The organism is Enterobacter sp. 198 (genome assembly GCF_009025585.1).
Lineage (GTDB): Bacteria > Pseudomonadota > Gammaproteobacteria > Enterobacterales > Enterobacteriaceae > Enterobacter > Enterobacter ludwigii.
Genome location: NZ_WCIM01000014.1, coordinates 58,167 through 82,374, shown reverse-complemented (window position 1 = coordinate 82,374; position 24,208 = coordinate 58,167). Strand labels below are relative to the sequence as shown.

At 55.8% G+C, this 24,208-nt stretch carries 22 protein-coding genes; 18 read left to right on the top strand and 4 right to left on the bottom strand.

Annotated elements, in window-relative coordinates:
• Window positions 1-160: 160 nt before the first annotated feature.
• The 4 genes from iraP (at window position 161) to adrA (ending at window position 3,551) form a co-directional block, all read left to right on the top strand.
• Window positions 161-421: an anti-adapter protein IraP gene (gene iraP / locus F8561_RS06485; protein WP_014168818.1), complete on the top strand. Its 261-nt coding sequence runs from the start codon at window positions 161-163 to the stop codon at window positions 419-421.
• 99 nt (window positions 422-520) lie between these two features.
• Complete coding sequence (phoA, locus tag F8561_RS06480; RefSeq protein ID WP_020885241.1) at window positions 521-1,936, top strand: alkaline phosphatase; 1,416 nt, start codon at window positions 521-523, stop codon at window positions 1,934-1,936.
• A gap of 89 nt (window positions 1,937-2,025) precedes the next feature.
• On the top strand, window positions 2,026-2,346 hold the full coding sequence (gene psiF, locus F8561_RS06475) for a phosphate starvation-inducible protein PsiF (RefSeq protein WP_014168820.1): 321 nt from the start codon (window positions 2,026-2,028) through the stop codon (window positions 2,344-2,346).
• Window positions 2,347-2,447: 101 nt separating this feature from the next.
• Window positions 2,448-3,551: a diguanylate cyclase AdrA gene (adrA, locus tag F8561_RS06470; protein WP_151887249.1), complete on the top strand. Its 1,104-nt coding sequence runs from the start codon at window positions 2,448-2,450 to the stop codon at window positions 3,549-3,551.
• A gap of 16 nt (window positions 3,552-3,567) precedes the next feature.
• On the opposite strand, the gene proC is transcribed toward adrA, so the two are convergent.
• Window positions 3,568-4,377: a pyrroline-5-carboxylate reductase gene (gene proC, locus F8561_RS06465; protein ID WP_020885239.1), complete on the bottom strand. Its 810-nt coding sequence runs from the start codon at window positions 4,375-4,377 to the stop codon at window positions 3,568-3,570.
• Between the two features lie 97 nt (window positions 4,378-4,474).
• On the opposite strand from proC, the gene F8561_RS06460 reads away from it, so the two are divergent.
• The 5 genes from F8561_RS06460 to ppnP all read left to right on the top strand — a co-directional run bounded on the left by F8561_RS06460 (window position 4,475) and on the right by ppnP (window position 7,112).
• A complete protein-coding gene (locus tag F8561_RS06460) occupies window positions 4,475-4,933 on the top strand; it encodes a YaiI/YqxD family protein (RefSeq protein WP_014168823.1) in 459 nt (152 codons plus the stop codon).
• A gap of 144 nt (window positions 4,934-5,077) precedes the next feature.
• Window positions 5,078-5,602 carry a shikimate kinase AroL gene (gene aroL / locus F8561_RS06455; protein ID WP_020885238.1) on the top strand — a complete coding sequence of 175 codons (525 nt, stop codon included), beginning with the start codon at window positions 5,078-5,080 and terminating at the stop codon, window positions 5,600-5,602.
• 44 nt (window positions 5,603-5,646) lie between these two features.
• Window positions 5,647-5,838 carry a protein YaiA gene (yaiA, locus tag F8561_RS06450; protein WP_013095817.1) on the top strand — a complete coding sequence of 64 codons (192 nt, stop codon included), beginning with the start codon at window positions 5,647-5,649 and terminating at the stop codon, window positions 5,836-5,838.
• A gap of 237 nt (window positions 5,839-6,075) precedes the next feature.
• Window positions 6,076-6,753: an AroM family protein gene (locus F8561_RS06445; protein WP_025204994.1), complete on the top strand. Its 678-nt coding sequence runs from the start codon at window positions 6,076-6,078 to the stop codon at window positions 6,751-6,753.
• A 71-nt stretch (window positions 6,754-6,824) separates the two neighbouring features.
• Complete coding sequence (ppnP, locus tag F8561_RS06440; RefSeq protein WP_014168827.1) at window positions 6,825-7,112, top strand: pyrimidine/purine nucleoside phosphorylase; 288 nt, start codon at window positions 6,825-6,827, stop codon at window positions 7,110-7,112.
• A 45-nt stretch (window positions 7,113-7,157) separates the two neighbouring features.
• Here ppnP and rdgC read toward each other — a convergent pair whose 3' ends face one another.
• Window positions 7,158-8,072 carry a recombination-associated protein RdgC gene (gene rdgC / locus F8561_RS06435; RefSeq protein ID WP_014882739.1) on the bottom strand — a complete coding sequence of 305 codons (915 nt, stop codon included), beginning with the start codon at window positions 8,070-8,072 and terminating at the stop codon, window positions 7,158-7,160.
• Window positions 8,073-8,195: 123 nt separating this feature from the next.
• On the opposite strand from rdgC, the gene mak reads away from it, so the two are divergent.
• Window positions 8,196-9,101 (top strand): fructokinase, encoded by a 906-nt coding sequence (mak, locus tag F8561_RS06430; RefSeq protein WP_025204991.1) that lies wholly within the window; start codon window positions 8,196-8,198, stop codon window positions 9,099-9,101.
• A gap of 61 nt (window positions 9,102-9,162) precedes the next feature.
• Here the strand turns inward: mak and sbcC are convergent, their stop codons facing one another.
• A complete protein-coding gene (sbcC, locus tag F8561_RS06425; protein WP_151887248.1) occupies window positions 9,163-12,294 on the bottom strand; it encodes an exonuclease subunit SbcC in 3,132 nt (1,043 codons plus the stop codon).
• Window positions 12,291-13,496: an exonuclease subunit SbcD gene (sbcD, locus tag F8561_RS06420; RefSeq protein WP_151887247.1), complete on the bottom strand. Its 1,206-nt coding sequence runs from the start codon at window positions 13,494-13,496 to the stop codon at window positions 12,291-12,293. The genes sbcC and sbcD overlap by 4 nt, the downstream gene beginning before the upstream one ends.
• Before the next feature lie 187 nt (window positions 13,497-13,683).
• On the opposite strand from sbcD, the gene phoB reads away from it, so the two are divergent.
• The 8 genes from phoB (at window position 13,684) to F8561_RS06380 (ending at window position 24,171) form a co-directional block, all read left to right on the top strand.
• Window positions 13,684-14,373, top strand: coding sequence for a phosphate response regulator transcription factor PhoB (phoB, locus tag F8561_RS06415; protein ID WP_008503265.1), 690 nt, complete (start codon window positions 13,684-13,686; stop codon window positions 14,371-14,373).
• A gap of 21 nt (window positions 14,374-14,394) precedes the next feature.
• Complete coding sequence (gene phoR / locus F8561_RS06410; RefSeq protein ID WP_014168833.1) at window positions 14,395-15,690, top strand: phosphate regulon sensor histidine kinase PhoR; 1,296 nt, start codon at window positions 14,395-14,397, stop codon at window positions 15,688-15,690.
• A 409-nt stretch (window positions 15,691-16,099) separates the two neighbouring features.
• Entirely contained in the window at window positions 16,100-17,419 is a 1,320-nt protein-coding gene (gene brnQ / locus F8561_RS06405; RefSeq protein ID WP_014168834.1) for a branched-chain amino acid transporter carrier protein BrnQ, read from the top strand.
• A gap of 81 nt (window positions 17,420-17,500) precedes the next feature.
• Window positions 17,501-18,874 carry a proline-specific permease ProY gene (proY, locus tag F8561_RS06400; protein WP_151887246.1) on the top strand — a complete coding sequence of 458 codons (1,374 nt, stop codon included), beginning with the start codon at window positions 17,501-17,503 and terminating at the stop codon, window positions 18,872-18,874.
• A 153-nt stretch (window positions 18,875-19,027) separates the two neighbouring features.
• Window positions 19,028-20,845 (top strand): maltodextrin glucosidase, encoded by a 1,818-nt coding sequence (gene malZ / locus F8561_RS06395; RefSeq protein WP_032681572.1) that lies wholly within the window; start codon window positions 19,028-19,030, stop codon window positions 20,843-20,845.
• A 200-nt stretch (window positions 20,846-21,045) separates the two neighbouring features.
• Window positions 21,046-21,687 carry a hydrolase gene (locus F8561_RS06390; RefSeq protein ID WP_014168837.1) on the top strand — a complete coding sequence of 214 codons (642 nt, stop codon included), beginning with the start codon at window positions 21,046-21,048 and terminating at the stop codon, window positions 21,685-21,687.
• A 48-nt stretch (window positions 21,688-21,735) separates the two neighbouring features.
• The gene (locus F8561_RS06385; RefSeq protein ID WP_014168838.1) at window positions 21,736-22,281 is read left to right on the top strand and encodes an antibiotic biosynthesis monooxygenase; all 546 of its coding nucleotides are present in this window, start codon (window positions 21,736-21,738) and stop codon (window positions 22,279-22,281) included.
• A 21-nt stretch (window positions 22,282-22,302) separates the two neighbouring features.
• Window positions 22,303-24,171 (top strand): amidohydrolase, encoded by a 1,869-nt coding sequence (locus F8561_RS06380; RefSeq protein ID WP_104440496.1) that lies wholly within the window; start codon window positions 22,303-22,305, stop codon window positions 24,169-24,171.
• Window positions 24,172-24,208: the final 37 nt, after the last annotated feature.

The window sequence follows — 24,208 nt, the reverse complement described above, 5'->3', positions numbered from 1 at the left end:
AACTAAATGCGGCGTTTTTTATAGAAAAACGTTTCGCTGAAAGCCGCGAGGAATCTATTTTTCCTGCCGCATCACTTTTGCATAACATAATAAATTTCTTCTCTTTGCATAATGGATTCAGAATGCTAAGTTCAGACAAAACGGATAAGGAAATAGCACCATGAAAAATCTCATTGCTGAGTTGTTGGTCAAGCTTGCACAAAAGGAAGAAGAGTCAAAAGAGTTGGTCGCCCAGGTTGAAGCGCTGGAAATTGTGGTCACCGCGCTGCTGCGACAAATGGCGAAAAACGAACAACAGACGTTGATTGAGAACGTTGAAGGCGCGCTGGAAAGCGTCAGACCCGATTCCCAGGTGCCGGTTGAGGATGCTGAAATGCTCCGCCAGTACGTAAAAAAGCTGTTAAGGCATCCTCGCAACTAAACCATCACGGAACCTGACGGCGTGTCATAGAATTGTCATGCAGGATGCCTATAGTCGCTCTGTTTTATTTTTTATGTATTTGTACATGGAGAAAATAAATTGAAACAGAGCGCACTTTTCATCGCATTACTTCCCCTGTTAATGTCACCCGCTATTTATGCCGACAATCACAATACCAGCGTGCTGGATAATCGTGCGGCCAAAGGGGATATCACCCAGCCTGGCGGCGCGCGCCGGTTGACTGAAGATCAAACCGCCGCCATTCGCGCTTCGCTGAATGAGAAACCCGCTAAAAACATTATTCTGCTGATTGGCGACGGGATGGGCGATTCCGAAATAACGGCAGCACGAAATTATGCCGAAGGCGCGGGCGGCTTTTTTAAAGGTATCGACGCACTGCCTCTCACCGGACAATATACCCATTACGCGCTGGATAAAAAAACCGGTAAACCCGATTACGTGACGGATTCTGCTGCCTCTGCCACGGCGTGGTCCACCGGTGTGAAAACCTATAATGGTGCGCTGGGTGTAGATATTCACGAAAAAGATCACCAGACCATTCTGGAGATGGCTAAAGCGGCGGGACTGGCTACCGGCAACGTCTCTACGGCTGAACTTCAGGATGCAACGCCAGCGGCGCTGGTGGCGCATGTCACCTCGCGTAAATGCTACGGCCCGTCGGTGACCAGCGAAAAATGCCCGACTAACGCGCTGGAAAAGGGCGGCAAAGGCTCGATTACGGAACAACTGTTGAACGCACGTCCTGACGTGACGCTGGGCGGCGGGGCGAAAACCTTCGCGGAAACCGCCACGGCGGGCGAATGGCAGGGCAAAACGCTGCGTGAGCAGGCGCAGGCTCGCGGCTATCAGCTGGTGAGCGATGCATCTTCTCTGGCGGCGATTACCGAAGCAAGCCAGGATAAACCGCTGCTGGGTCTTTTCTCCGATGGCAATATGCCGGTGCGCTGGGAAGGGCCAAAAGCGTCCTACCACGGCAACATTGATAAGCCTGCCGTAACCTGTACGCCAAACCCAAAACGTACCGACAGCATCCCGACGCTGGCGGCGATGACCGATAAAGCGATCTCACTGCTGAGCAAGAGTGAAAAGGGCTTCTTCCTGCAGGTGGAAGGCGCGTCGATCGATAAACAGGATCATGCGGCTAACCCGTGCGGTCAGATTGGGGAGACGGTCGATCTGGACGAAGCAGTGCAGAAGGCACTTGAGTTTGCGAAGAAAGACGGCAACACCCTGGTGGTTGTTACCGCAGACCATGCGCACGCCAGCCAGATCATCCCTGCGGATACCAAAGCACCGGGCCTGACGCAGGCGCTGAACACCAAAGACGGCGCGGTGATGGTGTTGAGCTATGGCAACTCTGAAGAAGAGTCCATGGAGCATACCGGAACCCAGCTGCGCATCGCAGCATACGGTCCGCATGCGGCAAACGTGGTAGGGCTGACCGATCAAACGGATCTGTTCTACACCATGAAAGCGGCTTTGGGGCTGAAATAATAAAAGCCCGGCGGAAATCACATCTGCCGGGTGGTTTTTTTCCTGTCACGAACCAGACTTACAGTGAATGTTCACAAAAGGATGGTGCAATGAAAACAACATTACTGGTTACTCTGCTCTCGGGTCTGTTTCTGATCTCATCGGCGAACGCGGAAGAGAAAACATTAACGCCGCAGCAGCAACGCATGACCACCTGTAATCAACAGGCGACCGCGCAGAGCCTGAAGGGTGATGCCCGTAAGACCTACATGAGCGGTTGCCTCAAAAACGGTGCCGCGAAACCGGGTGAGAAAAGCCTGACGCCGCAGCAGCAAAAAATGCGCGAGTGTAATGCGAAAGCGACCGAACAGTCCCTGAAAGGCGACGATCGCAGCAAGTTCATGAGTGCCTGTCTGAAGAAAAACGTGTAGTCCTATCGGGTGAGTGGCCCCGGCGGCTCACCCGAAATTTCATACTTTCCCCGTAAGCCCCCTCTCTATAATTTGGGAAATGTTTCAGAATATTCCCAAAAATGATGAATGATGAATCTTATTACAATATAAAGCGCATTCGGGAAGAGTGGAATATGACCCTTTCTCAGGATGACCCCCACCGTACCGGGATCCCGTTTGCCCGGCGAGCCCGGCTGGCGCGTGTTGTCGGACTGGCAGCGATGTTCTTCCCCCTCTCTGGCGTGCTGGTCACCTTTTCTGTATCCGGCGTCTGGTGGTTGTTCCTGGTGGGGTGGGCATTTGTCTGGCCCCATTTCGCCTGGCAGTGGTCCTGCCGTGCTGCTTCGCCTCATCAGCAGGAACGCTTTAATCTGAAGATTGATGCCATTATTGCCGGGCTTTGGATCGGCATGATGGGGATCAATGCGCTACCTACGGCAGCGCTGCTGATGATGGTGGGAATGAACATGATGGGGTCCGGCGGTTGTCGGCTGTTTTTTACCGGCATGATGTTAACCCTTCTGTCTTCCCTGGTGACGCTCCCCGTTGTGGGCCGGGTGGCTGTCTTCAACCCGGAGCCTCTGGCATGGGGCTTAACGCTTCCCGTGCTGGTGTTATATCCGATGCTTTTTGCCTGGCTCAGCCATCGTACTGCCATCAGGCTTGCAGAGCATAAACGGCGGCTGGAGCTGATGAGTACCCACGACGGCATGACCGGCGTCTTTAATCGCCGGCACTGGGAAGTGCTGCTGAGAAATGAATTTGAACACTGTCGCCGCAACCACTGCACCGCCACGATTTTGCTTATCGATATCGATCATTTTAAGAATATCAATGACACCTGGGGCCACGATGTGGGTGATGAGGCGATCATCGCCCTGACGCGGCAACTGCAGCTAACGGTGCGTTCCGGGGATGCGATAGGCCGTTTTGGCGGGGATGAGTTTGCGGTGATCATGTCCCGGACGGCGGCTGACAGTGCCATCGCCGTGATGTCACGCGTACATGAGCGGCTGGAAACGCTGTCGTTACCGTGTGCGCCCAAGGAATCTCTGCGTATTAGCGTCGGTGTCGCGCCCTGGGGACCGCAGTTCGGGCACTATCGGGAGTGGTTAAAAGCGGCCGATGTGGCGCTGTATAAGGCGAAAAATGCCGGACGCGGCCGCACCGAGGTGGCCGCCTGACGTCCGGATCAGATAATCAGGATTTACTCAGTTTCTCTGATTTTTCCATGCATTTTGTCATCGCTTCAATAACGGCCGAACGGAAGCCGCGCTCTTCCAGCACCCGCACCGCCTCGATAGTGGTTCCGCCAGGCGAGCAGACCATATCTTTCAGTTCACCCGGATGTTTACCGGTCTCCAGCACCATTTTGGCAGAGCCCATCACGGCCTGTGCAGCGAATTTATACGCCTGCGCTCGTGGCATACCGCCAAGCACAGCGGCGTCGGCCATCGCTTCTAAAAACATAAAGACATACGCAGGCGCTGAACCGCTCACTCCCACTACCGGATGGATCATGGATTCGGCAATGACTTCCGCTTCACCGAAGCAGCGGAAGATGTTCAGGACATCCGCCACGTCTTCCGACGTCACCAGCGCGTTAGGCGTGACGGAGGTCATGCCGGCGTTGACCAGTGACGGGGTATTCGGCATAGCGCGTACGATTTTACGGTCATGACCCAGCGCGCGCGCCAGCTGATCGAGCGTGACGCCCGCGGCAATCGATACGACCAGTGTCTCTTTGTTCAGGCTGGTGGTGATGTCGCTCAGCACTTTGATCATGATGTTCGGCTTGACGGCGCCAAAGACAATATCGGCTACCTGGGCCACTTCCTGCGCACTTTCAGCTGCGTTGATCCCGTACCGATCGCGTAACGCGGCGACGTTGTCCGGTGATGGGGTGTAGACCCAAATCTGACCCGGCAGCACCTGTCCGCTGGCGATCAGGCCACCCAGGATGGCTTTGCCCATGTTACCGCAGCCGATAAACCCGATTTTCTTATCCATCACGATTCTCCGTCATTATGCGTTGTTTTCTCTGATTGATAGCTTAACAACGAAATGCAGGCGACAATAGTCGGCAGAATCATTATGGGGAGACAATATGGCGATTTGGGTTGATGCGGACGCGTGTCCGAATGTGATTAAAGAGATTTTATTCCGCGCGGCCGAGCGCGTGCAGATGCCGCTTACGCTGGTGGCGAACCAGAATATTCGCGTACCGCCTTCCCGATTTATTCGCGCGTTGCGGGTTCCGGCTGGCTTTGACGTGGCGGATAACGAGATTGTGCGTCTGTGTAGCCCCGAGGATCTGGTGATCACGGCGGATATCCCGCTGGCCGCGGAAGTAATTGAAAAGGGAGCGGCGGCGCTGAACCCGAGAGGGGAGCGTTATTCGCCGGCGACCATTCGTGAAAGACTCACCATGCGTGATTTTATGGATACGCTTCGCGCCAGCGGCGTGCAGACCGGCGGGCCAGACAGCCTGTCCCAACGCGATCGCCAGCAATTCGCCGCAGAGCTTGATAAGTGGCTGCTCGAAGTCAAGCGTCGCACTGCGTAATGATAACCATTGTCACTTTGTGGTACAGTATGGCCTCCGCAGGGTTGTCATCCCGTACCGCTTTGCAGTAAAGTAAACGCAACATCTTCTGCAATTATTTCTTTACGCTCTTCGGCCATCCGGCATCAAGGGGAACACCTGGTTATGACCCAACCCATCTTTTTAGTTGGCCCCCGCGGCTGTGGGAAAACCACCGTTGGCCTGGAACTGGCACGCGCGTGCGATCGTCAGTTTGTTGATACCGACCACTGGCTGCAAACCGAAGCCGGGAAAAGCATCGCGGAAATCGTTGAGCAAGAGGGGTGGGAGAGCTTTCGCGCCCGTGAAACGGCCGCGCTGAAGGCGGTCACCACGCCGTCTGCTGTTATCGCAACCGGTGGCGGCATTGTTCTCGCCGAGTGTAACCGTCGCTTTATGCGTGAAAAAGGGATTGTCATCTACCTCAGCGCACCCGTTTCGGCCCTGGTAGGGCGGCTGGAAGCATTTCCGGAAGAGGGACAACGTCCTGCGCTGACCTCCCGGCCGCTCAGCGAAGAGGTGAGCGAAGTGCTGGCCGAACGCGATGCGTTATACCGCGAAGCGGCACACCACGTTGTGGATGCTTCCGCTTCACCCGAGGACGTGGTAATTCAGATTATTACCGCCCTGCGTTTGGCTTGTGCCAGCTAAGCGGCGTCTATACTTATAGCTCAGACATAAAAAAAGGATGAGCTATGCCAACCAGACCTCCCTATCCACGTGAAGCACGCATCGTTACCGTTGAAAAAGGCAATGGCGATCAAACCGTCACCTGGTATCAGCTGCGTGCCGATCACCCCAAACCAGACTCTCTGATCAGTGAACATGAAACTGAACAGGAAGCGCTGGATGCCAAACGGCGCTACGAAGATCCTGATAAGTCGTGAATGAATTCCTAAAGGGCTAAATACCGTGCCTGAATCACACTTTTTACTCATCGCAAATGTTAAGCAGGGGTTAATATTTAGTTATTACAGGTAACTCCGTAACGGGCAGGCGATCTTTACATTTCGCGATGGGGATCACCTGCTACGCTTGGTGCTGTTTTGTTGAAAAAACGAACTGTGCAGCGTAGTGAGCCTGTACCTGTGTGAAAGATTTAGCGGTAATGGAAGGCGATGAAGATGAAGGCGACGTTGGCGATCCTCACTATTGGTGTGGTCCCTGTAAGCGAAGTGTTACCGCTCTTAACCGAGCATGTATCTGAACAACAGATAACGCATCTAAGCCTGCTGGGGAAGATGAGTCGGGAAGAGGTCATGGAAGACTACGCTGTAGAGGCGGGGGAGGATCCCCTGGCGACGTTATTAAGTGACGGTAAACTGGCGCATGTTTCGCGTCAGAAAATCGAGCGCTCGCTGCAGAGCGTAATAGAAGTGCTCGATAATCAAGGCTATGACGTCATTTTACTGATGAGTACTGCACCTGTTAAGGGACTCATCGCGCGTAATGCGATTTTGCTGGAGCCGATGCGGATCATTCCGCCGCTGGTGGCCTCCATTGTTGACGGGCATCAGGTGGGGGTCATTGTTCCCATTGAAGAGCTTATGGACAACCAGACGGCAAAATGGCACGTACTCGAAAAAATGCCTTTGTATGCGCTGGCCAATCCCTTCTGGGACAGCGAGGCCGCGCTGATTGAGGCAGGACGGGAACTGCTGGAGAGAGGGGCCGATGTGTTGATTCTGGACTGCCTTGGATTCCACCAGCACCACCGTGATTTACTGCAAAAGGCGCTGGATGTCCCGGTGCTGTTGTCCAATGTTCTGATGGCCCGGCTGGCCGCAGAGCTGTTGATCTAATGATTTTGCGTGACAGGTGATGATCATGGCCCCTATAGTGAATTTTTATCTAAAAATATAAGGGCCAGTTCATGCTTCAAAGTAACGAATACTTTTCCGGTAAAGTGAAATCCATTGGTTTTACCAGCAGCAGCACTGGCCGCGCCAGTGTCGGCGTTATGGCTGAAGGGGAATACACCTTTGGTACAGCCGAAGCTGAAGAGATGACGGTGATCAGCGGTGCGCTCAACGTCTTACTGCCGGGGGAAACAGAATGGAAAGTTTACTCTGCCGGACAAGCGTTCAACGTCCCTGGCCACAGCGAATTCCATCTGCAGGTTGCTGAACCGACCTCTTATCTGTGCCGCTACCTGAAATAAAACGTTTTATTCCCTCTCCCTGCCGGGAGAGGGTCACTGCAGGCATTACCGCTGCGCTTCGCCGCCGAGGCCTTCCACCAGATTCTGAATTAACGCTGCCAGCTCTCCGGTCATCAGGATAAAGTCCGCGTCAAAGCGCTGGGCGTAATCTTCACGATCGATATCTTCGTTCTGATCGCGCAGCTCATCGCAGAATTTCAGACGCTTCACCGAGCCGTCATCGCACATCACAAACTGAATACGCTGCTGCCAGTCGAGTGCCAGTTTGGTCACCACTTTGCCCGCTTCAATGTGTACGGCGATCTCGTCGCTCACCAGATCCTGCTTTTTCGCGCGGATCACGCCGCCATCTTCGAGCAGAGCTTTGAGCTCGGCTTCATCAAGGATCTGGAAGCCCTGGGCCGCTGTACCGCTGCGCACCCATTCGGTCAGGGTCAGTTCAATCGGCGTTTCCAGCGCCAGCGGAACGACCGGTAACGAGCCGATGCTTTTGCGCAGCAGGGCCAGCGTATCTTCCGCTTTTTTGGCGCTGGCGCAGTCCACCATGATCAGCCCGTTAACGGTATCGATCCACATCATTGTCTGGCTGAAACGGCTAAAGGCGCGCGGCAGCAGAGAGTGAAGAACTTCGTCTTTCAGCGAATCTTTTTCGGTTTTTTTCAGCTTGCGACCCTGTTCGGCTTCAAGCTTGAAAATTTTCGCTTCGAGCGCCTGCTTGACCACCGGCGTGGGCAGAATTTTTTCTTCTTTGCGGGCGCAGACGATGATTTGACCCGTGCTGCTGGCGTGGGTCAATGCATCGCTTTGTGAACCCATTGGAGGAACCCAACCGGTTTTTGCCATATCCTGGCTACCGCAAGGGGAAAAGCTATAAGCGGCTAACTGTTTTTCCATCTCTTCTGCACGCAGCGAAACGTCGCGGCTGAGACGGTAAACCATCAAATTTTTGAACCACAGCATGATAATTTCCACGGCCTTGTCGTTAAATCAGCGGGCATGATAACGAATTGTCGCATCGCTTGCATTGCTAATCGGGAAGCGGGCTTCTACTCTGTTGATAATCAAAATAATGAGGAGTGTCTTGTGCGTATTGGGATTGATTTGGGCGGCACCAAAACAGAAGTCATCGCACTGAGCGAGCAGGGGGAGCAACTGTTCCGCCACCGTCTGCCTACGCCGCGCGATGATTATCACCAGACTATCGAGACGATTGCCCGGCTGGTCGACATGGCTGAGCAGGCGACAGGGCAGACCGGCACCGTTGGGATGGGGATCCCGGGCTCAATCTCGCCCTATACCGGGGTGGTTAAAAACGCCAACTCCACCTGGCTCAACGGTCAGCCTTTTGATAAAGATTTAAGTCAGCGCCTGAACCGGGAAGTGCGTCTGGCAAATGACGCCAACTGTCTGGCCGTCTCCGAAGCCATTGACGGTGCCGCCGCAGGGGCCCAGACCGTCTTTGCGGTCATTATCGGGACCGGCTGTGGCGCAGGCGTGGCCCTGGGCGGGCGCGCTCATATTGGCGGCAACGGTACGGCGGGCGAGTGGGGACATAACCCCCTGCCGTGGATGGATGACGATGAACTTAAATACCGCGCCGAGGTGCCGTGCTATTGCGGCAAGCAGGGCTGTATTGAGACGTTTATCTCCGGCACCGGTTTTGCCACCGATTATCACCGCCTGAGTGGCCAGCCACTCAAGGGGAACGAGATTATGCGCCGGGTCGGGGAACACGATCCGGTAGCTGAGCTGGCTCTCAGCCGCTATGAAATGCGGCTGGCGAAATCCCTGGCGCACGTGGTGAATATCCTTGACCCTGACGTGATTGTGCTCGGCGGCGGGATGAGCAATGTCGACCGTTTATATGCCACGGTACCGAATCTGGTGAAGCAGTGGGTCTTCGGCGGCGAGTGTGAAACCCCGATCCGCAAAGCGGTGCACGGGGACTCCAGCGGCGTGCGCGGCGCCGCGTGGCTCTGGCCGCTATAGCCATTCTCCCTCTCCATGCGTGAGAGGGGGCGGGATGAGGGTGCCCTCATGCAGGGCACCCTCACTCCACCGCAAACACCTTATCCAGCTTGCTATACCCCAGCCCGTTAATCTTCTTCACTTTGATCTGCACCGGGATCCGCTCTTTCATCGCCTCGACGTGGCTAATCACGCCAATGGTTTTCCCGGTGGCGTTCAGCGCATCGAGCGCATCCAGGGCGGTATCCAGCGTTTCGCTGTCGAGCGTGCCGAAGCCTTCATCCAGGAACAGCGAGTCGATGCGTGTCTTGTGGCTCACCAGATCGGAAAGCGCCAGCGCCAGTGCCAGGCTAACAAGGAAGCTTTCGCCGCCGGAGAGGGTACGGGTATCGCGCACCGCGTCCGCCTGCCAGGTATCCACCACTTCGAGTTCCAGCGCATCGCTGACCTTACGTTGCAGCAAATAGCGCCCGTGCAGGCGATTTAGCTGCTGGTTGGCAAGCCAGACTAGATTATCCAGCGTGAGCCCCTGGGCAAACTTACGGAACTTGTCACCGGTGCTGGAACCTATCAGCGAATTCAGATAGCTCCAGTCATCGGCCAGCCGCGCGGCCTCTTCAATATGCTGCATGAGCGCCAGCTGGTGCTGACGGTTATCGCTGTCCTGTTTAAGCTGCTGGCGGATCTCACCCTGATGAGTGGTGTTCTCCCGAAGCTGTTGCCCGAGTTGCTGTAGCTGCAACTGCAGGGTTGGCGCGTCGAGTTCCAGCCCTTCCGGTCGCTGCGTCTGATGAGCCTGCAGCTGCTGGTTTGCCTGTGCGAACAGCGCGGTTGCCTGCTGAAGCTGGTTTTCCAGGGTCTGCTTACGGTGTTCAAGACGGCGGATGGTCTCTTCATCAAGCAGTGCAGCCAGAAAGGCCTCCCGATCGGCGAAGCAGCTTGCGGTCAGTGCGGCGGTGAAGTGCGTCGTGGCGTGCTGCAGCCGTTCGCTTTCAAGGCTTTCCTGCTGTTGCAATGTGGCAAGCTGGCTCTGAAGAGAAACGCATTCGTCGTGCGTTTCGCGCCAGTTATCAGGAATGGCCGGTTCGGTTTCTGTGTCGTTTGTGGCGGGCAGGGTGTCGAGCAGCGGCATCAGAGCCGTCATGCGCTCCTGCATGACGCCATGCTGAGTCTGTTTTTCCTGCCACTGTGCAAACTCGGTTTCACGTTCGTTCAGCCAGGCAGCCTCTGTGCCTTCCTCCGGGACGTTGAGTGACAGCGTGAGCAGGGTCGTTTCCAGCGCCTGGCGCGTGGCCGTCAGCTGCTGTTGATACTGACGCGCCTGCGCGTCCTGTTCATTCAGCTGTTGCTGCAGCGTCAGACGCTGGCTCAGCTGGTAAAGCTGACGCTCATACTGCTCTTGTTCGTTCATCCACGGGGCAATATCTTCCTGAATATTCAGAGTGATATTCAGGGACGCGCAAACCGATTGCCACTCTTTAGTGAGCGCTTGCTCCTCCTGAGAGAGCGTCTGAGCGTCGTCTGTCTCACGCTGGATCTGCCGGGTCAGGGCATTCACCTGACCGAGAACTAACAATCCTTCCTCTTTAAGTGCAGCGACCTCTTTGGCTAACTGGTCGCGACGCTGCTGGTTGGCACTGAGCTCCAGCGCCTGATAGGCAGTGACCGCCGGGTGCGAGGTTGAGCCGCACAGCGGGCAGGGCTGTCCCGCCTGCAGCTGCGCACGCTCTGCCTCCAGACTTTTAATCTTCTCTTCCTGTCTACAGAGCGTTTCAAGATCCAGGTAATGTTGGTTTTTCTCTTTGTACTGCTGGCGACGCAGCGTCAGCGTTTCATTGAGTTTTACCTGCTCTGCCTGGGCTTTCTGCAGGCTTTCACCGTTCTGGCGCAGACGCTGTTGCAGCGGCAGATAACGGGCCTGAAGCGACATCAGCCGCTGGCGGAAAGTCCGTGACTGAGCCTGTTGCTCCATCGCCACGCTGACCTCGTCAGCCGTGAGCGTCAGGGCGTTTTCCGGCATCTCTGCCAGCTTCTGGCGTAATTCAGCAATGCGCGTGGAAAGTGTGGCGATCTGATTTTTATCGCGATTCAGCTGTGCAAAATGGGCGCGCCAGCCTGCTATCTCCTGGCCCCACTGACGAAACCGCTCGTGTTCTGCCAGCCACTGTGCCAGCGCCGTAAGGTCGGTCTGCAGTTGTGCATGGCTACGCTGGGCCGTATTACGGATACGCGAGCGCAGCGCGGTTTTTGCTTGTAAGCGAGCATTTACTTCAACAATGCGTTGCTTCGTTTGCCCCAGTCGGGTGGTTTGCTCTTGCTGGCTGTCCCACAGTGGTCGCAGCTGGGCGGCGGGGTGAGCAAGCTGGAGCGTTGCCAGCTCGGGCGCAGCCTCGGTCAGTGCCTGTTGCGCCTGTTGCTGCAAGGTGGCAACGCGCTGCTGCTCACGTATAAGCTCGTCATTGCGCGTAAGCCACTGAAAATCTTTCTGTTGATTCTGCTGTTGCGCCAGCAGCGTTTTTTCTTCGTCAGTAAGTGCCTGCAAACTTTGCTGTAACTGCTGCTGTTGCTCTTCACTCAACAATACGACGCCTGCAGCCTGTGCTTCATACACCTCAAGGGCGTTACGCGCGGCTTTGTGTTTCTCAAACACCATGGCGGAAATCTGCCCGTAGATCTCGGTTCCGGTCAGTTCTTCCAGCAGTTCGGCGCGGTCGGAAGGTCTGGCATTGAGGAAGGCGGCAAATTGTCCCTGAGAGAGCAGCATTGAGCGGGTAAAACGGCCATAATCCAGCCCGGTGAGGGCGGCCGTTTGTTCCAGTTTATCCGACACTTTGTCGGCCAGAATTTTACCGTCCTCACAGCGTGCCAGCTCGACGCGTGGGGCCTGAAGATTACCGTCGGGCTGATTTCGCGCGCGGTTCTGACTCCAGAAAGCGCGATAGGCAATACCTTTGACTTCAAACTCAACTTCGGCAAGGCATTCGGCCGTGTCGCGCGTCATCAAATCGTTTTGTGCCTGGGAGACTTTCTGCAGACGCGGCGTTTCGTGATACAGCGCCAGACAAATGGCGTCGAGCAGGGTCGTTTTCCCTGCGCCGGTAGCCCCGGTAATCGCAAACAGTCCGTTGCTGGCAAACGGCTCCGCGTTAAAATCGATTTTCCACTCACCCTTCAGTGAGTTGAGATTTTTCAGACGCAGGCTGAGGATTTTCATGCGTTTTCTTCCTCATCGTTCAGGGCATGCAGGGTGTGCGTAAACAGCTCGTTCAGCCGTGCGCGTTTCGCGTCGTCAATCTCCTCGTGGGAGAGCCGGCGTTCAAAGACCTCTTCCACCCTGAGTTCGCTGAGCGTTTCGCGCTGGGCGCTGAGCAGAATTTTCTCGCGCTGCTCGCGGCTGCGGCGCACCAGCAGTACCTCTACCGGCAGGTTTTCCGTGAGCACCTGAATTTTTCGGTGCACATCATGCAGGTAGTCGCCGCTGGCGATCTCAATATCCAGCCAGACCGGCGGGTTTTGTTCCACGCCGCGCCACTGTTCAAGCTGGGCGGTGATGGCGTCCAGATCGCCTTTCAGCACCGCCAGCGGTTGGGTGACGGGCACTTCCAGCGTGTCAACGGCGCTGAGCTTGCCGCCGCTAAAGCTGACCAGATGGACACTTTTGGCTTTGCCGGTCTCATCAAAACTCAGCGAGATGGGCGAGCCGCAGTAGCGAATGTGCTCGCAGCCGCCGATAACCTGCGCCCGGTGGATATGCCCGAGGGCAATATAATCCGCGGGCGGGAAGTTTTGTGCCGGGAAAGCATCCAGCGTGCCAATATAAATGTCACGCACCGCGTCGCTTTTGCTGGCCCCAACGGTGGTGAGGTGCCCGGTGGCAATCACCGGAATCGCCTGGTCGCCGCGAAGGGCACAGGCCTGGGCATGCTGCTGGTGGTAATAGTCGGTGATGGCCTGCAGCAAATGCTGCTGTTTTTCAGCGCCGGAAAGCCCCGCCTGGCTTTGGACAATATCGCGCGGGCGTAAAAATGGGATCGGACACAGTACCGCACCCGGCGTCCCGTCGCGCTTTTTCAGGATCTGCGGCGCATGTCCTGCGCTGGCCACCACGGTAGTATTGAGAAACGCCAGAATATCGCGGGATTCATTTAATGTTGCGACGGAATCATGGTTGCCGGCAACAATCACCAGATGACAGCCCGTTTGCTGCAGATTGACGACAAAACGGTTATATAACTCGCGCGCATAGCTGGGGGGCGAGCCGGTATCGAAGATGTCGCCCGCCACAATAATGGCGTCCACCTCATGAGAGCGGGCCGTATCCAGCAGCCAGTTCAGGAACGCTTCGTGTTCAGCCGCCCGGCTTTTGCTGTAAAAATTTTGACCCAGATGCCAGTCAGAGGTGTGTAGTATGCGCATTGCTGATCCGTGGCGAAAAAGAGAAAGCAGGATTATAAACTGTCAGGGAACAGAAAATAACCGCTGTAATAAAACAACAGTTTGCCCTTTATAGTGGTACTGTTTTTCATAAATCTGTCATAAATCTGACGCATAATGACGCCGCATTACAAACTTGTAACTTAAATAAGATAAAACAGGGCAAAGTATGGCGAGACGTATTCTGGTCGTAGAAGATGAAGCTCCGATTCGTGAAATGGTGTGCTTCGTGCTCGAGCAAAATGGCTTCCAGCCGGTTGAGGCGGAAGATTATGACAGCGCGGTGAACCAGCTGAATGAACCCTGGCCCGATCTGATTCTGCTCGACTGGATGTTGCCTGGCGGCTCCGGGCTGCAGTTTATCAAACACCTGAAACGTGAAGCGCTAACCCGCGACATACCGGTTGTGATGCTCACGGCGCGCGGTGAAGAAGAGGATCGCGTACGCGGTCTGGAAACGGGGGCGGACGATTACATTACCAAACCGTTCTCACCGAAAGAGCTGGTTGCCCGCATTAAAGCCGTGATGCGCCGCATTTCACCGATGGCGGTGGAAGAGGTGATTGAGATGCAGGGACTGAGCCTTGACCCTACCTCACACCGCGTCATGACCGGTGAAAATCCCCTCGATATGGGGCCTACCGAATTTAAACTTCTGCATTTCTTTATGACTCACCCGGAGCGCGTATACAGCCGCGAACAGTTGCTGAATAACGTCTGGGGAACTAACGTGTATGTCGAAGACCGGACGGTTGACGTACATATCCGCCGCCTGCGAAAAGCGCTGGAACTGAGCGGCCACGATCGCATGGTGCAGACGGTCCGCGGCACGGGTTATCGTTTTTCAACCCGTTTCTGAACAATGACAGGAGTGTGACGCGTGCTGGAACGTCTGTCATGGAAAAGGCTCGTCTTTGAACTGATCTTATGCTGTATTCCGGCCTTCATTCTGGGGGCCTTTCTTGGATATTTGCCGTGGTTTCTGCTGGCGTCGGTTACCGGGCTTCTGATCTGGCATTTCTGGAACCTGCTGCGCCTCTCGTGGTGGCTGTGGGTTGACCGAAGTATGACGCCTCCGCCGGGAAGCGGAAGCTGGGAGCCGCTGCTGTACGGTCTGCACCAGATGCAGATGCGTAACAAAAAGCGGCGTCGGGAGCTGGGAAGCCTGATCAAACGCTTCCGTAGCGGCGCTGAGTCGCTGCCGGATGCTGTCATTCTGACGACCGAAGAAGGGACGATCTTCTGGTGTAACGGCCTCGCGCAACAGCTGCTGGGCCTGCGCTGGCCGGACGATAATGGCCAGAACATCCTCAACCTTCTGCGTTACCCCGAGTTCACGCTGTACCTGAAAAAGCGTGATTTTACCCGCCCCCACAACCTGAAGCTCAATAATGGGCGCCATCTGGAAATCCGTGTGATGCCTTACAGCGACCAGCAGTGGCTGATGGTTGCCCGTGATGTCACCCAGATGCACCAGCTGGAAGGGGCGCGACGCAACTTCTTTGCCAACGTCAGCCACGAATTACGCACTCCGCTGACGGTGCTTCAGGGGTACCTGGAGATGATGCAGGAGCAAACGCTGGAAGGCGCGCCGCGCGAGAAAGCGTTGCATACGATGCGTGAACAAACGCACCGTATGGAAGGGCTGGTGAAACAGCTGCTGACGCTCTCGAAAATTGAGGCCGCCCCCTCGCTGGCATTGAATGACACCATTGATGTTCCGATGATGCTGCGGGTGGTGGAGCGCGAAGCGCAGACGTTGAGCCATAAAATGCATCAGCTGACCTTCGAGGTCGACAACACGCTCAAGGTGCTTGGCAGCGAAGATGAGCTGCGCAGCGCCATTTCTAATCTGGTGTATAACGCGGTGAATCATACGCCAGCGGGGACGGATATCGTGGTGCGCTGGCAGCACACGCCAACGGGCGCCGAGTTCAGCGTAGAGGATAACGGGCCGGGGATCGCGCCTGAGCACATCCCGCGTCTGACCGAGCGATTCTACCGGGTGGATAAAGCGCGCTCACGGCAAACCGGCGGCAGCGGTCTGGGGCTGGCTATTGTGAAACACGCGGTGAATCACCATGAAAGCCGTCTCGATATTCAAAGCACGCTGGGTAAGGGAACCCGCTTCAGTTTCGTTATCCCGGAACGATTAATTGCCAAAAAGATCGCCTGACGACAGGCGTGTCAGTTTACCTTTCCACGGGCCAGCCTTTGCTGGCCCGTTTGCTTTGCAGTCAAGCGAAACGCGGCTGAATATTATACGGCTGGCTGTTTTTTGTTCGCATGATTAGCCATGGGTTTTTCTTATAATTAGCGTATTGTGCTGGTCTGATTTTTGATGCTGGTATATTGTTCTGGTTTCACGATCCCATCTTGCCTTTAAACGTTATAAGCGTTTAAATTGCGCCCCAGATACTGTCATACCGACTGTATTTGCGTGGTAAATCGAAAAACTATTCTTCTCCACGCCAGGACGGGAGCATATCCCGCTGAAATTGAGCAAATTTTCCGCTGTATCGTCCCGTCAGAGATAGCGAAAATCTCAATGTTTTCAACACCACATCCACAGGCAGTAAGGTTTTATGACCCATCACTTAAAATCGCGTGACATCATCGCGCTGGGCTTTATGACATTTGCGCTGTTCGTTGGCGCAGGCAACATCATTTTCCCTCCAATGGTTGGCTTACAGGCGGGTGAACACGTCTGGACCGCTGCGTTTGGTTTCCTGATTACTGCTGTGGGTCTGCCGGTACTGACCGTCGTCGCGCTGGCGAAAGTCGGTGGTGGCGTTGATAGCCTCAGCACCCCGATTGGCAAAGTGGCCGGCATTCTGCTGGCGACCGTCTGCTATCTGGCCGTTGGCCCGCTGTTTGCGACCCCGCGTACCGCGACCGTATCCTTCGAAGTGGGGATTGCCCCGCTCACTGGCGATGGTGCGATGCCGCTGTTTATCTACAGCCTGATCTACTTCGCGATTGTGATTCTGGTTTCCCTCTATCCGGGCAAGCTGCTGGATACCGTGGGTAACTTCCTGGCTCCGCTGAAAATCGTGGCGCTGATTGTGCTGGCGGTTGCGGCCATCGTCTGGCCCGCAGGCCCGATTAGCGATGCGATGGACGCCTATAAAAACGCCGCGTTCTCCAACGGCTTTGTGAACGGCTACCTGACGATGGATACGCTGGGCGCAATGGTGTTTGGTATTGTTATCGTGAATGCCGCACGTTCCCGCGGCGTGACGGAAGCGCGTCTGCTGACTCGCTACACCATCTGGGCTGGCCTGATGGCCGGTGTGGGGCTGACGCTGCTGTACCTGGCGCTGTTCCGCCTGGGCTCAGATAGCGCCATACTGGTCGATCAAAATGCCAACGGCGCGGCGATCCTCCATGCTTACGTACAGCACACCTTTGGTGGTGCGGGTAGCCTGCTGCTGGCGGTACTGATTTTCCTGGCGTGCCTTGTCACCGCCGTGGGGCTGACCTGCGCCTGCGCTGAGTTCTTTGCTCAGTATCTGCCGCTCTCTTACCGCACGCTGGTCTTTATCCTGGGCATCTTCTCCATGGCGGTGTCAAACCTCGGTCTGAGCCACCTGATTCAGGTCTCTATCCCGGTGCTGACGGCCATCTATCCGCCATGTATCGTGCTGGTGGTGCTGAGCTTCACCCGCCCGTGGTGGAACAACTCGTCGCGAATTATTGCGCCAGCCATGTTTATCAGCCTGATTTTTGGTATCCTTGACGGGATTAAAGCATCCGCCTTTGCGCAAATACTGCCAGCCTGGACACAGCGTCTGCCGCTGTCCGAGCAAGGCCTGGCCTGGTTGATGCCTACCGTTGTTGCACTGGTTCTGGCCATTATCTGGGATCGTGCTGCAGGGCGTCAGGTCGCATCGAACGCCCATTAATCAACGGCAACAAACTGTTTAACCACGGGGCTTAAGGCCCCGTGGTTTTTTGTTTTTTTCGAGTTGAATGGCAAGATTTAAATGGAAAGCACTAACAAACTCAAACGTGGACTCAGTACCCGCCACATTCGCTTTATGGCGCTGGGATCCGCTATCGGTACCGGTCTTTTTTATGGCTCGGCAGATGCCATTAAAATGGCCGGTCCCAGCGTTCTGCTGGCCTACATCATCGGTGGCGTGGCCGCGTATATTATCATGCGCGCCCTCGGGGAGATGTCGGTTCACAATCCGTCTGCCAGTTCGTTCTCGCGCTATGCGCAGGAAAACTTAGGCCCGCTGGCGGGCTTCATCACCGGATGGACCTACTGCTTCGAAATTCTGATTGTGGCTATTGCCGACGTTACCGCCTTTGGCATCTACATGGGCGTCTGCTTCCCCGCGGTTCCGCACTGGATCTGGGTGCTGAGCGTGGTCCTGATCATCTGTGCCGTCAACCTGATGAGCGTGAAGGTGTTTGGCGAACTGGAGTTCTGGTTCTCCTTCTTCAAAGTTGCCACCATTATCATCATGATTATCGCGGGCTTCGGGATCATCATCTGGGGTATCGGCAACGGCGGTCAGCCAACGGGGATCCATAACCTCTGGAGCAACGGCGGCTTCTTCAGCAACGGCTGGCTCGGCATGGTTATGTCGCTGCAGATGGTCATGTTTGCCTACGGCGGGATCGAGATTATCGGCATTACCGCCGGGGAAGCGAAAGACCCGGAGAAATCCATTCCGCGCGCCATCAACTCAGTGCCAATGCGTATTCTGGTGTTCTATGTGGGGACGCTGTTCGTCATTATGTCCATCTACCCATGGAACCAGGTGGGCACTAACGGCAGCCCGTTTGTGCTGACCTTCCAGCATATGGGCATCGCGTTTGCCGCCAGCATCCTGAACTTTGTGGTGCTGACCGCCTCGCTTTCGGCAATCAACAGTGACGTCTTTGGCGTGGGCCGCATGCTGCACGGAATGGCGGAGCAGGGCAGTGCGCCTAAGGTGTTTGCCAAAACCTCTCGTCGCGGCACGCCGTGGGTGACGGTAATGGTGATGACCGTAGCCCTGCTGCTGTCGGTCTACCTGAACTACATCATGCCGGAGAATGTGTTCCTGGTGATTGCGTCGCTGGCGACCTTCGCGACAGTGTGGGTGTGGATCATGATCCTGTTGTCGCAGATTGCGTTCCGTCGCCGTCTGTCACCGGAAGAGGCGAAAGCGCTGAAGTTCAAAGTGCCGGGTGGGGTGGTGACAACCGCTGTCGGTCTGGTCTTCCTGGTCTTTATCATCGCCCTGATTGGCTATCATCCGGATACCCGTATCTCCCTTTATGTGGGCTGCGCGTGGATCGTCCTGCTGCTGCTGGGCTGGATGTTTAAATGCCGCCGAGACCGTCAGCTGGCGCAGGCACAGTAATCTTCCCTCTCCCCGCAGAGGGACTGGAAGGAGGCATCCGCTCACACTGATGCCTCCTCCCCCGTCCTCCTCCCTCAATAAACCTCGTCATGATGAGCTAACCTTAACCACCCTGTGGCAAGGTGACGTCAATTTAATCAAAGGGGATTCGTGATGTTAAACGCCTGGCACCTTCCGGTTGCCCCATTTGTTAAGCAAAACAAAGACAACCTTGTGATTACGCTCTGGCTGGCGGGGGAAAATCAGCCTGAACGCGTGACGCTACGCGCCGAAATTGATAACGAAGAGACCGCGCTGAAAATGCATAAGCAGCGCAGCCAGCCGCAGCCCGGGATCACGGCGTGGCGGGCAAACATCGATTTAACCCGTGGACAGCCGCGTCGTCGCTACAGTTTTAAACTGCTGTGGAATAACCGCCAGCTGTGGTTTACCCCGCAGGGGTTTAGCCGTTTTCCGCCGGCCCGGCTGGAGCAGTTTGCCGTCGATTACCCGGACAATGGCCCGCAATGGGTTAACGATCAGGTGTTTTACCAGATTTTCCCGGACCGCTTTGCCCGCAGCGAAAAGCGCACTGCAGACCAGGACAAGGTTTATTACCACCACGCAGCAGGTCACGACATTATCCTCAAAGCATGGGATGAACCGCTGACCGCGCAGGCGGGTGGCTCGACGTTTTACGGTGGCGATCTCGACGGGATCAGCGAAAAACTCCCGTACCTGAAAAAACTGGGCGTGACGGCGCTGTACCTTAACCCGGTGTTTAAAGCCCCAAGCGTGCATAAATACGACACCGAAGATTATCGTCATGTTGATGAGCAGTTTGGCGGCGATGCCGCGCTGCTGCGCCTGCGACAGAACACTAAAAACGAAGGGATGCGCCTGATTCTGGACGGCGTGTTCAACCACAGCGGGGATTCGCACGCGTGGTTTGACCGTCATAACCAGTCGATGAGCGGGGCATGCCATAACCCGGATTCGCCGCAGCGTGACTGGTACAGCTTTAATGAAGAGGGCTACGCGCTGGACTGGCTGGGCTACCCAAGCCTGCCGAAGCTGGATTTCCAGTCGCCTTCTCTGGTCAACGAAATCTACGGCGGTGAAGACAGCGTTGTCCGCCACTGGCTTAAGGCACCATGGAACATGGACGGCTGGCGTCTTGACGTGGTGCATATGCTGGGTGAAGCGGGCGGAGCGCGTAATAACCTTCAGCACGTTGCAGGTATCACCCGCTCAGCGAAAGCCGCGCAGCCGGAGGCCTTTGTCTTTGGCGAGCATTTTGGCGATGCACGCCAGTGGTTGCAAGCCGATGCAGAAGATTCGGCCATGAACTACCGCGGTTTTACCTTCCCGCTATGGGGATTTCTGGCGAACACCGATATCTCTTACGATCCGCAGCATATCGACGCCGAAACCTGTATGGCATGGATGGATAACTACCGCGCCAGCCTGTCGCATCAGCAGCAGTTGCGGATGTTTAACCAGCTGGACAGCCACGATACCGCACGTTTTAAATCCCTGCTTGGCAAGGATGTGGCACGTCTGCCGCTGGCCGTTACCTGGCTCTTCACCTGGCCTGGCGTGCCGTGCATTTACTACGGTGATGAGGTGGGGCTGGAGGGGAACAACGATCCCTTCTGCCGCAAAACCTTCCCCTGGGATCCGGCGAAGCAGGACAAGGCGCTGCTCAGCCTGTACCAGCGTCTGGCTAAGCTTCGTAAACAGAACCAGGCGCTGCGTTACGGTGGCTGTCAGGTGGTGTATGCCCACGATAACGTGGTGGTGTTTGCCCGCGTCTACAACCAGCAACGCGTGCTGGTCGCCATCAACCGCGGAGAAGCCTGTGAAGTGGTGCTGGATGACTCTCCGTTGCTGCACGTGAAGGCGTGGCAACGCAAAGAGGGTAAAGGCACGATTCAGGAAGGCATTCTCTCCCTACCGGCCATTTCCGCCTCCGTCTGGTTCGGAAATTAATCGTCATCAGCAACCGGTTTATTTCCCGGTTGCTGAAAATTCCCCTAAGTTGTTCGGTTAATTTCAACAGAGGGGACAAATATCTTTACTATCCGCTCAATCAATTCTCGCTATACTCAAATTGCTTTATCAGTCAGGGCCCTTTCTCATATAGCACACCAAAACGTTGGCTTTTAACACATTGATTAAAAGGTACTTTTATGTCTATTCGTGAACTGATTGACCCGTCCAATTCCGTACTGATTTTTATCGATCACCAACCGCAAATGTCTTTTGGCGTGGCAAATATTGACCGTCAGTTATTAAAGAATAATACGGTGGCTCTGGCAAAAGCAGGCAAAATTTTTGATGTTCCGGTTATCTACACCTCTGTCGAAACAAAAAGCTTTAGCGGATACATCTGGCCAGAATTGCTGGCGGTTCACCCGGCGGTTAAACCGATTGAACGTACCTCTATGAACTCCTGGGAAGACGATGCGTTTGTTGCGGCAGTGAAAGCAACGGGCCGCAAGAAACTTATCATCTCAGCCCTGTGGACCGAAGTTTGCCTGACCTTCCCGGCGCTGATGGCTCTGGATGAAGGGTTTGAAGTTTATGTAGTGACCGATACTTCCGGCGGTACCTCCGTAGATGCCCATGAACGTGCGATTGACCGTATGGTTCAAGCGGGCGCGGTTCCTGTGACCTGGCAGCAGGTGCTGCTTGAGTATCAGCGCGACTGGTCTCGCAAAGGCACTTACGACGCGGTCATGGACCTGGTCCGTGAGCACAGCGGCGCTTATGGCATGGGCGTTGACTATGCCTACACCCTCGTTCACGGTGCGCCAGAACGCAAAGCGTAAACCTTCCAGGGCGGGGTTCTCCCGCCCATTAATGACCAGGAAACTATTATGGCGCACACATCGCATGTCACGCTGGTGATCACCCACACCTTGCTGCCGGGTCAGGCTGAGCGATACGAACAGTGGCTGGGTAAGATCATGCCCATCGCGGCGGAATTTCCGGGGCATCTTGGCGCGAACGTCATCCGCCCGACCGACGGACAACATCTGTGGACGGTGATAATCCGTTTCGACACCCTCGAACACCTCTCTGCGTGGACCCAGTCCGATACCCGTAATGCGCTGGTAAAAGAGATTGAACCGCTGCTGGCGGAAGGCGATAAAACCGAAGTGCGTACCGAGGCGGCGTTCTGGTTTACCCCACCGGAGCCTCATGTGCGTAAGCCTAAACAGTGGAAACAGTTTCTCATTACCCTGCTGGTTATCTTCCCCAGTACCAACCTGGTGCCGCTGGTCACCGGTGCGTTGCTTCCTGGCCTGAAAGGTACGTTGTTGCTGCATCTGATTAACGATGCCTGTGTGGTCGCGCTGGTGGTCTGGCTGTGGATGCCCATCGTGACCCGTCTGTTTGCCGGATGGCTCAAAAAAGCCTGATTCGGCTGAAAGGAGTACGTTATGTCTCAAACTGCCACACTGATCTTAACCAAAGGTAAGATCCATACTCTCGATCGCGAAAACCCGCTCACGGAAGCGGTGGCTATTGCTAACGGCAAGATTCTGGCGACGGGCAACCACGATCGCATTATGAGCTATGCGACGCAGGGAACGCAGATTGTCGATCTGAAGGGGAGTACGGTGATCCCCGGGCTTAACGATTCGCACCTGCACCTGATCCGCGGCGGGCTGAACTACAACCTCGAGCTGCGCTGGGAAGGCGTACCGTCGCTGGCGGATGCGCTAAGGATGTTGAAAGATCAGGCCGATCGTACACCTTCACCTCAGTGGGTTCGGGTGGTGGGCGGCTGGAGCGAGTTTCAGTTCGCCGAACGCCGGATGCCGACCATCGAAGAGCTTAACGAGGCGGCACCGGATACGCCGGTGTTTGTCCTGCACCTCTACGATCGCGCCCTGCTTAACCGCGCCGCGTTGAAAGCTGTCGGCTACACCAAAGAGACGCCAAACCCGCCGGGCGGGGAGATTGTGCGTGATAACCACGGCAACCCGACCGGGCTGCTGATCGCTAAACCTAACGCGATGATCCTCTACGCCACGCTGGCAAAAGGACCGAAACTCCCCATTGAGCAGCAGGTTAACTCCACGCGCCAGTTTATGCGTGAGCTTAACCGTCTGGGGCTGACCAGCGCCATTGATGCCGGCGGCGGCTTCCAGAATTACCCGGAAGATTACGAGGTGATTGCCGAATTGCACGCCAAAGAGCAGATGACGGTGCGTATTGCCTACAACCTCTTCACCCAGCGCCCTAAACAGGAGCTGGAGGATTTTGAGCGCTGGACCGATATGCTCAAACCGGGGCAGGGCACAGACTTTTATCGTGCGAACGGGGCAGGAGAGATGCTGGTCTTCTCGGCGGCGGATTTTGAAGATTTCCTCCAGCCGCGCCCGGATCTGCCGCAAGGGATGGAAGACGAGCTGGAACGCGTGGTGCGCCACCTGGTGGAAAACCGCTGGCCGTTCCGGCTGCATGCCACCTATGACGAATCCATCAGCCGGATGCTGGATGTCTTTGAGAAGGTGAACCGTGAGATTCCGTTTAACGGCCTGCAGTGGTTCTTTGACCATGCGGAGACCATTACCGAGCGTAATATCGAGCGCGTCAAAGCGTTGGGGGGCGGTATTGCGGTGCAGCACCGTATGGCGTTCCAGGGCGAATATTTCGTCGACCGCTACGGCAAAGAGGCGGTGAAACACACGCCACCCGTGGCGAAAATGCTGGAACTGGACGTGCCGGTTGGGTTAGGAACCGACGCAACCCGTGTGGCGAGCTATAACCCGTGGACGGCGCTCTACTGGCTGGTCTCCGGGCGAACCGTCGGCGGCCTGGCGATGTATGACGACAATAACCGCCTGCCGCGTGAGGTAGCGCTGGAGCTGTGGACCGCAGGCAGTGCGTGGTTTTCCAGCGAACAGGGTAAAAAAGGCCGTCTGGTTGAAGGGCAGCTTGCGGACCTGGTGGTGCTGTCGAAAGATTACTTCAGCGTGACGGAAGAGGAGATCAAGGGCATTGAATCGGTGCTGACCGTTGTGGACGGCAAGGTCGTGTATGCCGCCGGTCATTTCAGTCCGCTGTCACCGCCGCCGATCCCGGTTGTGCCGTCGTGGTCACCGGTCGTGAAAGTCCCGGGGCATTACCGCTCTGCGCCGCCTGCAGCCAGCAAAGTGGGGGCGGTGGTGCAGATGCACCAGTGTATTGGTAGCTGTGGAGTGCATGGCCATGCGCACGGCATTGCGCGGCAATCGGATATCCCGGTATCTGATGACCAGGCATTCTGGGGCGTGCTGGGGTGTTCGTGCTTCGCGTTTTAACGTGTGAAGAGTGAGATCGTACAAAACAAAAAGGCCC

What these genes read in the sequence shown, in the direction of transcription:
- aroL (WP_020885238.1), top strand. Translation starts at nt 5,078, where the DNA reads ATGACCCAACCCATCTTTTTAGTTGGCCCCCGCGGCTGTGGGAAAACC.
- ppnP (WP_014168827.1), top strand. Translation starts at nt 6,825, where the DNA reads ATGCTTCAAAGTAACGAATACTTTTCCGGTAAAGTGAAATCCATTGGT.
- proC (WP_020885239.1), bottom strand. Translation starts at nt 4,377, where the DNA reads ATGGATAAGAAAATCGGGTTTATCGGCTGCGGTAACATGGGCAAAGCC.
- F8561_RS06390 (WP_014168837.1), top strand. Translation starts at nt 21,046, where the DNA reads ATGTCTATTCGTGAACTGATTGACCCGTCCAATTCCGTACTGATTTTT.
- F8561_RS06460 (WP_014168823.1), top strand. Translation starts at nt 4,475, where the DNA reads ATGGCGATTTGGGTTGATGCGGACGCGTGTCCGAATGTGATTAAAGAG.
- malZ (WP_032681572.1), top strand. Translation starts at nt 19,028, where the DNA reads ATGTTAAACGCCTGGCACCTTCCGGTTGCCCCATTTGTTAAGCAAAAC.
- psiF (WP_014168820.1), top strand. Translation starts at nt 2,026, where the DNA reads ATGAAAACAACATTACTGGTTACTCTGCTCTCGGGTCTGTTTCTGATC.
- rdgC (WP_014882739.1), bottom strand. Translation starts at nt 8,072, where the DNA reads ATGCTGTGGTTCAAAAATTTGATGGTTTACCGTCTCAGCCGCGACGTT.
- F8561_RS06445 (WP_025204994.1), top strand. Translation starts at nt 6,076, where the DNA reads ATGAAGGCGACGTTGGCGATCCTCACTATTGGTGTGGTCCCTGTAAGC.
- iraP (WP_014168818.1), top strand. Translation starts at nt 161, where the DNA reads ATGAAAAATCTCATTGCTGAGTTGTTGGTCAAGCTTGCACAAAAGGAA.
- F8561_RS06385 (WP_014168838.1), top strand. Translation starts at nt 21,736, where the DNA reads ATGGCGCACACATCGCATGTCACGCTGGTGATCACCCACACCTTGCTG.
- phoB (WP_008503265.1), top strand. Translation starts at nt 13,684, where the DNA reads ATGGCGAGACGTATTCTGGTCGTAGAAGATGAAGCTCCGATTCGTGAA.
- yaiA (WP_013095817.1), top strand. Translation starts at nt 5,647, where the DNA reads ATGCCAACCAGACCTCCCTATCCACGTGAAGCACGCATCGTTACCGTT.
- brnQ (WP_014168834.1), top strand. Translation starts at nt 16,100, where the DNA reads ATGACCCATCACTTAAAATCGCGTGACATCATCGCGCTGGGCTTTATG.
- adrA (WP_151887249.1), top strand. Translation starts at nt 2,448, where the DNA reads ATGATGAATGATGAATCTTATTACAATATAAAGCGCATTCGGGAAGAG.
- sbcD (WP_151887247.1), bottom strand. Translation starts at nt 13,496, where the DNA reads ATGCGCATACTACACACCTCTGACTGGCATCTGGGTCAAAATTTTTAC.
- F8561_RS06380 (WP_104440496.1), top strand. Translation starts at nt 22,303, where the DNA reads ATGTCTCAAACTGCCACACTGATCTTAACCAAAGGTAAGATCCATACT.
- proY (WP_151887246.1), top strand. Translation starts at nt 17,501, where the DNA reads ATGGAAAGCACTAACAAACTCAAACGTGGACTCAGTACCCGCCACATT.
- sbcC (WP_151887248.1), bottom strand. Translation starts at nt 12,294, where the DNA reads ATGAAAATCCTCAGCCTGCGTCTGAAAAATCTCAACTCACTGAAGGGT.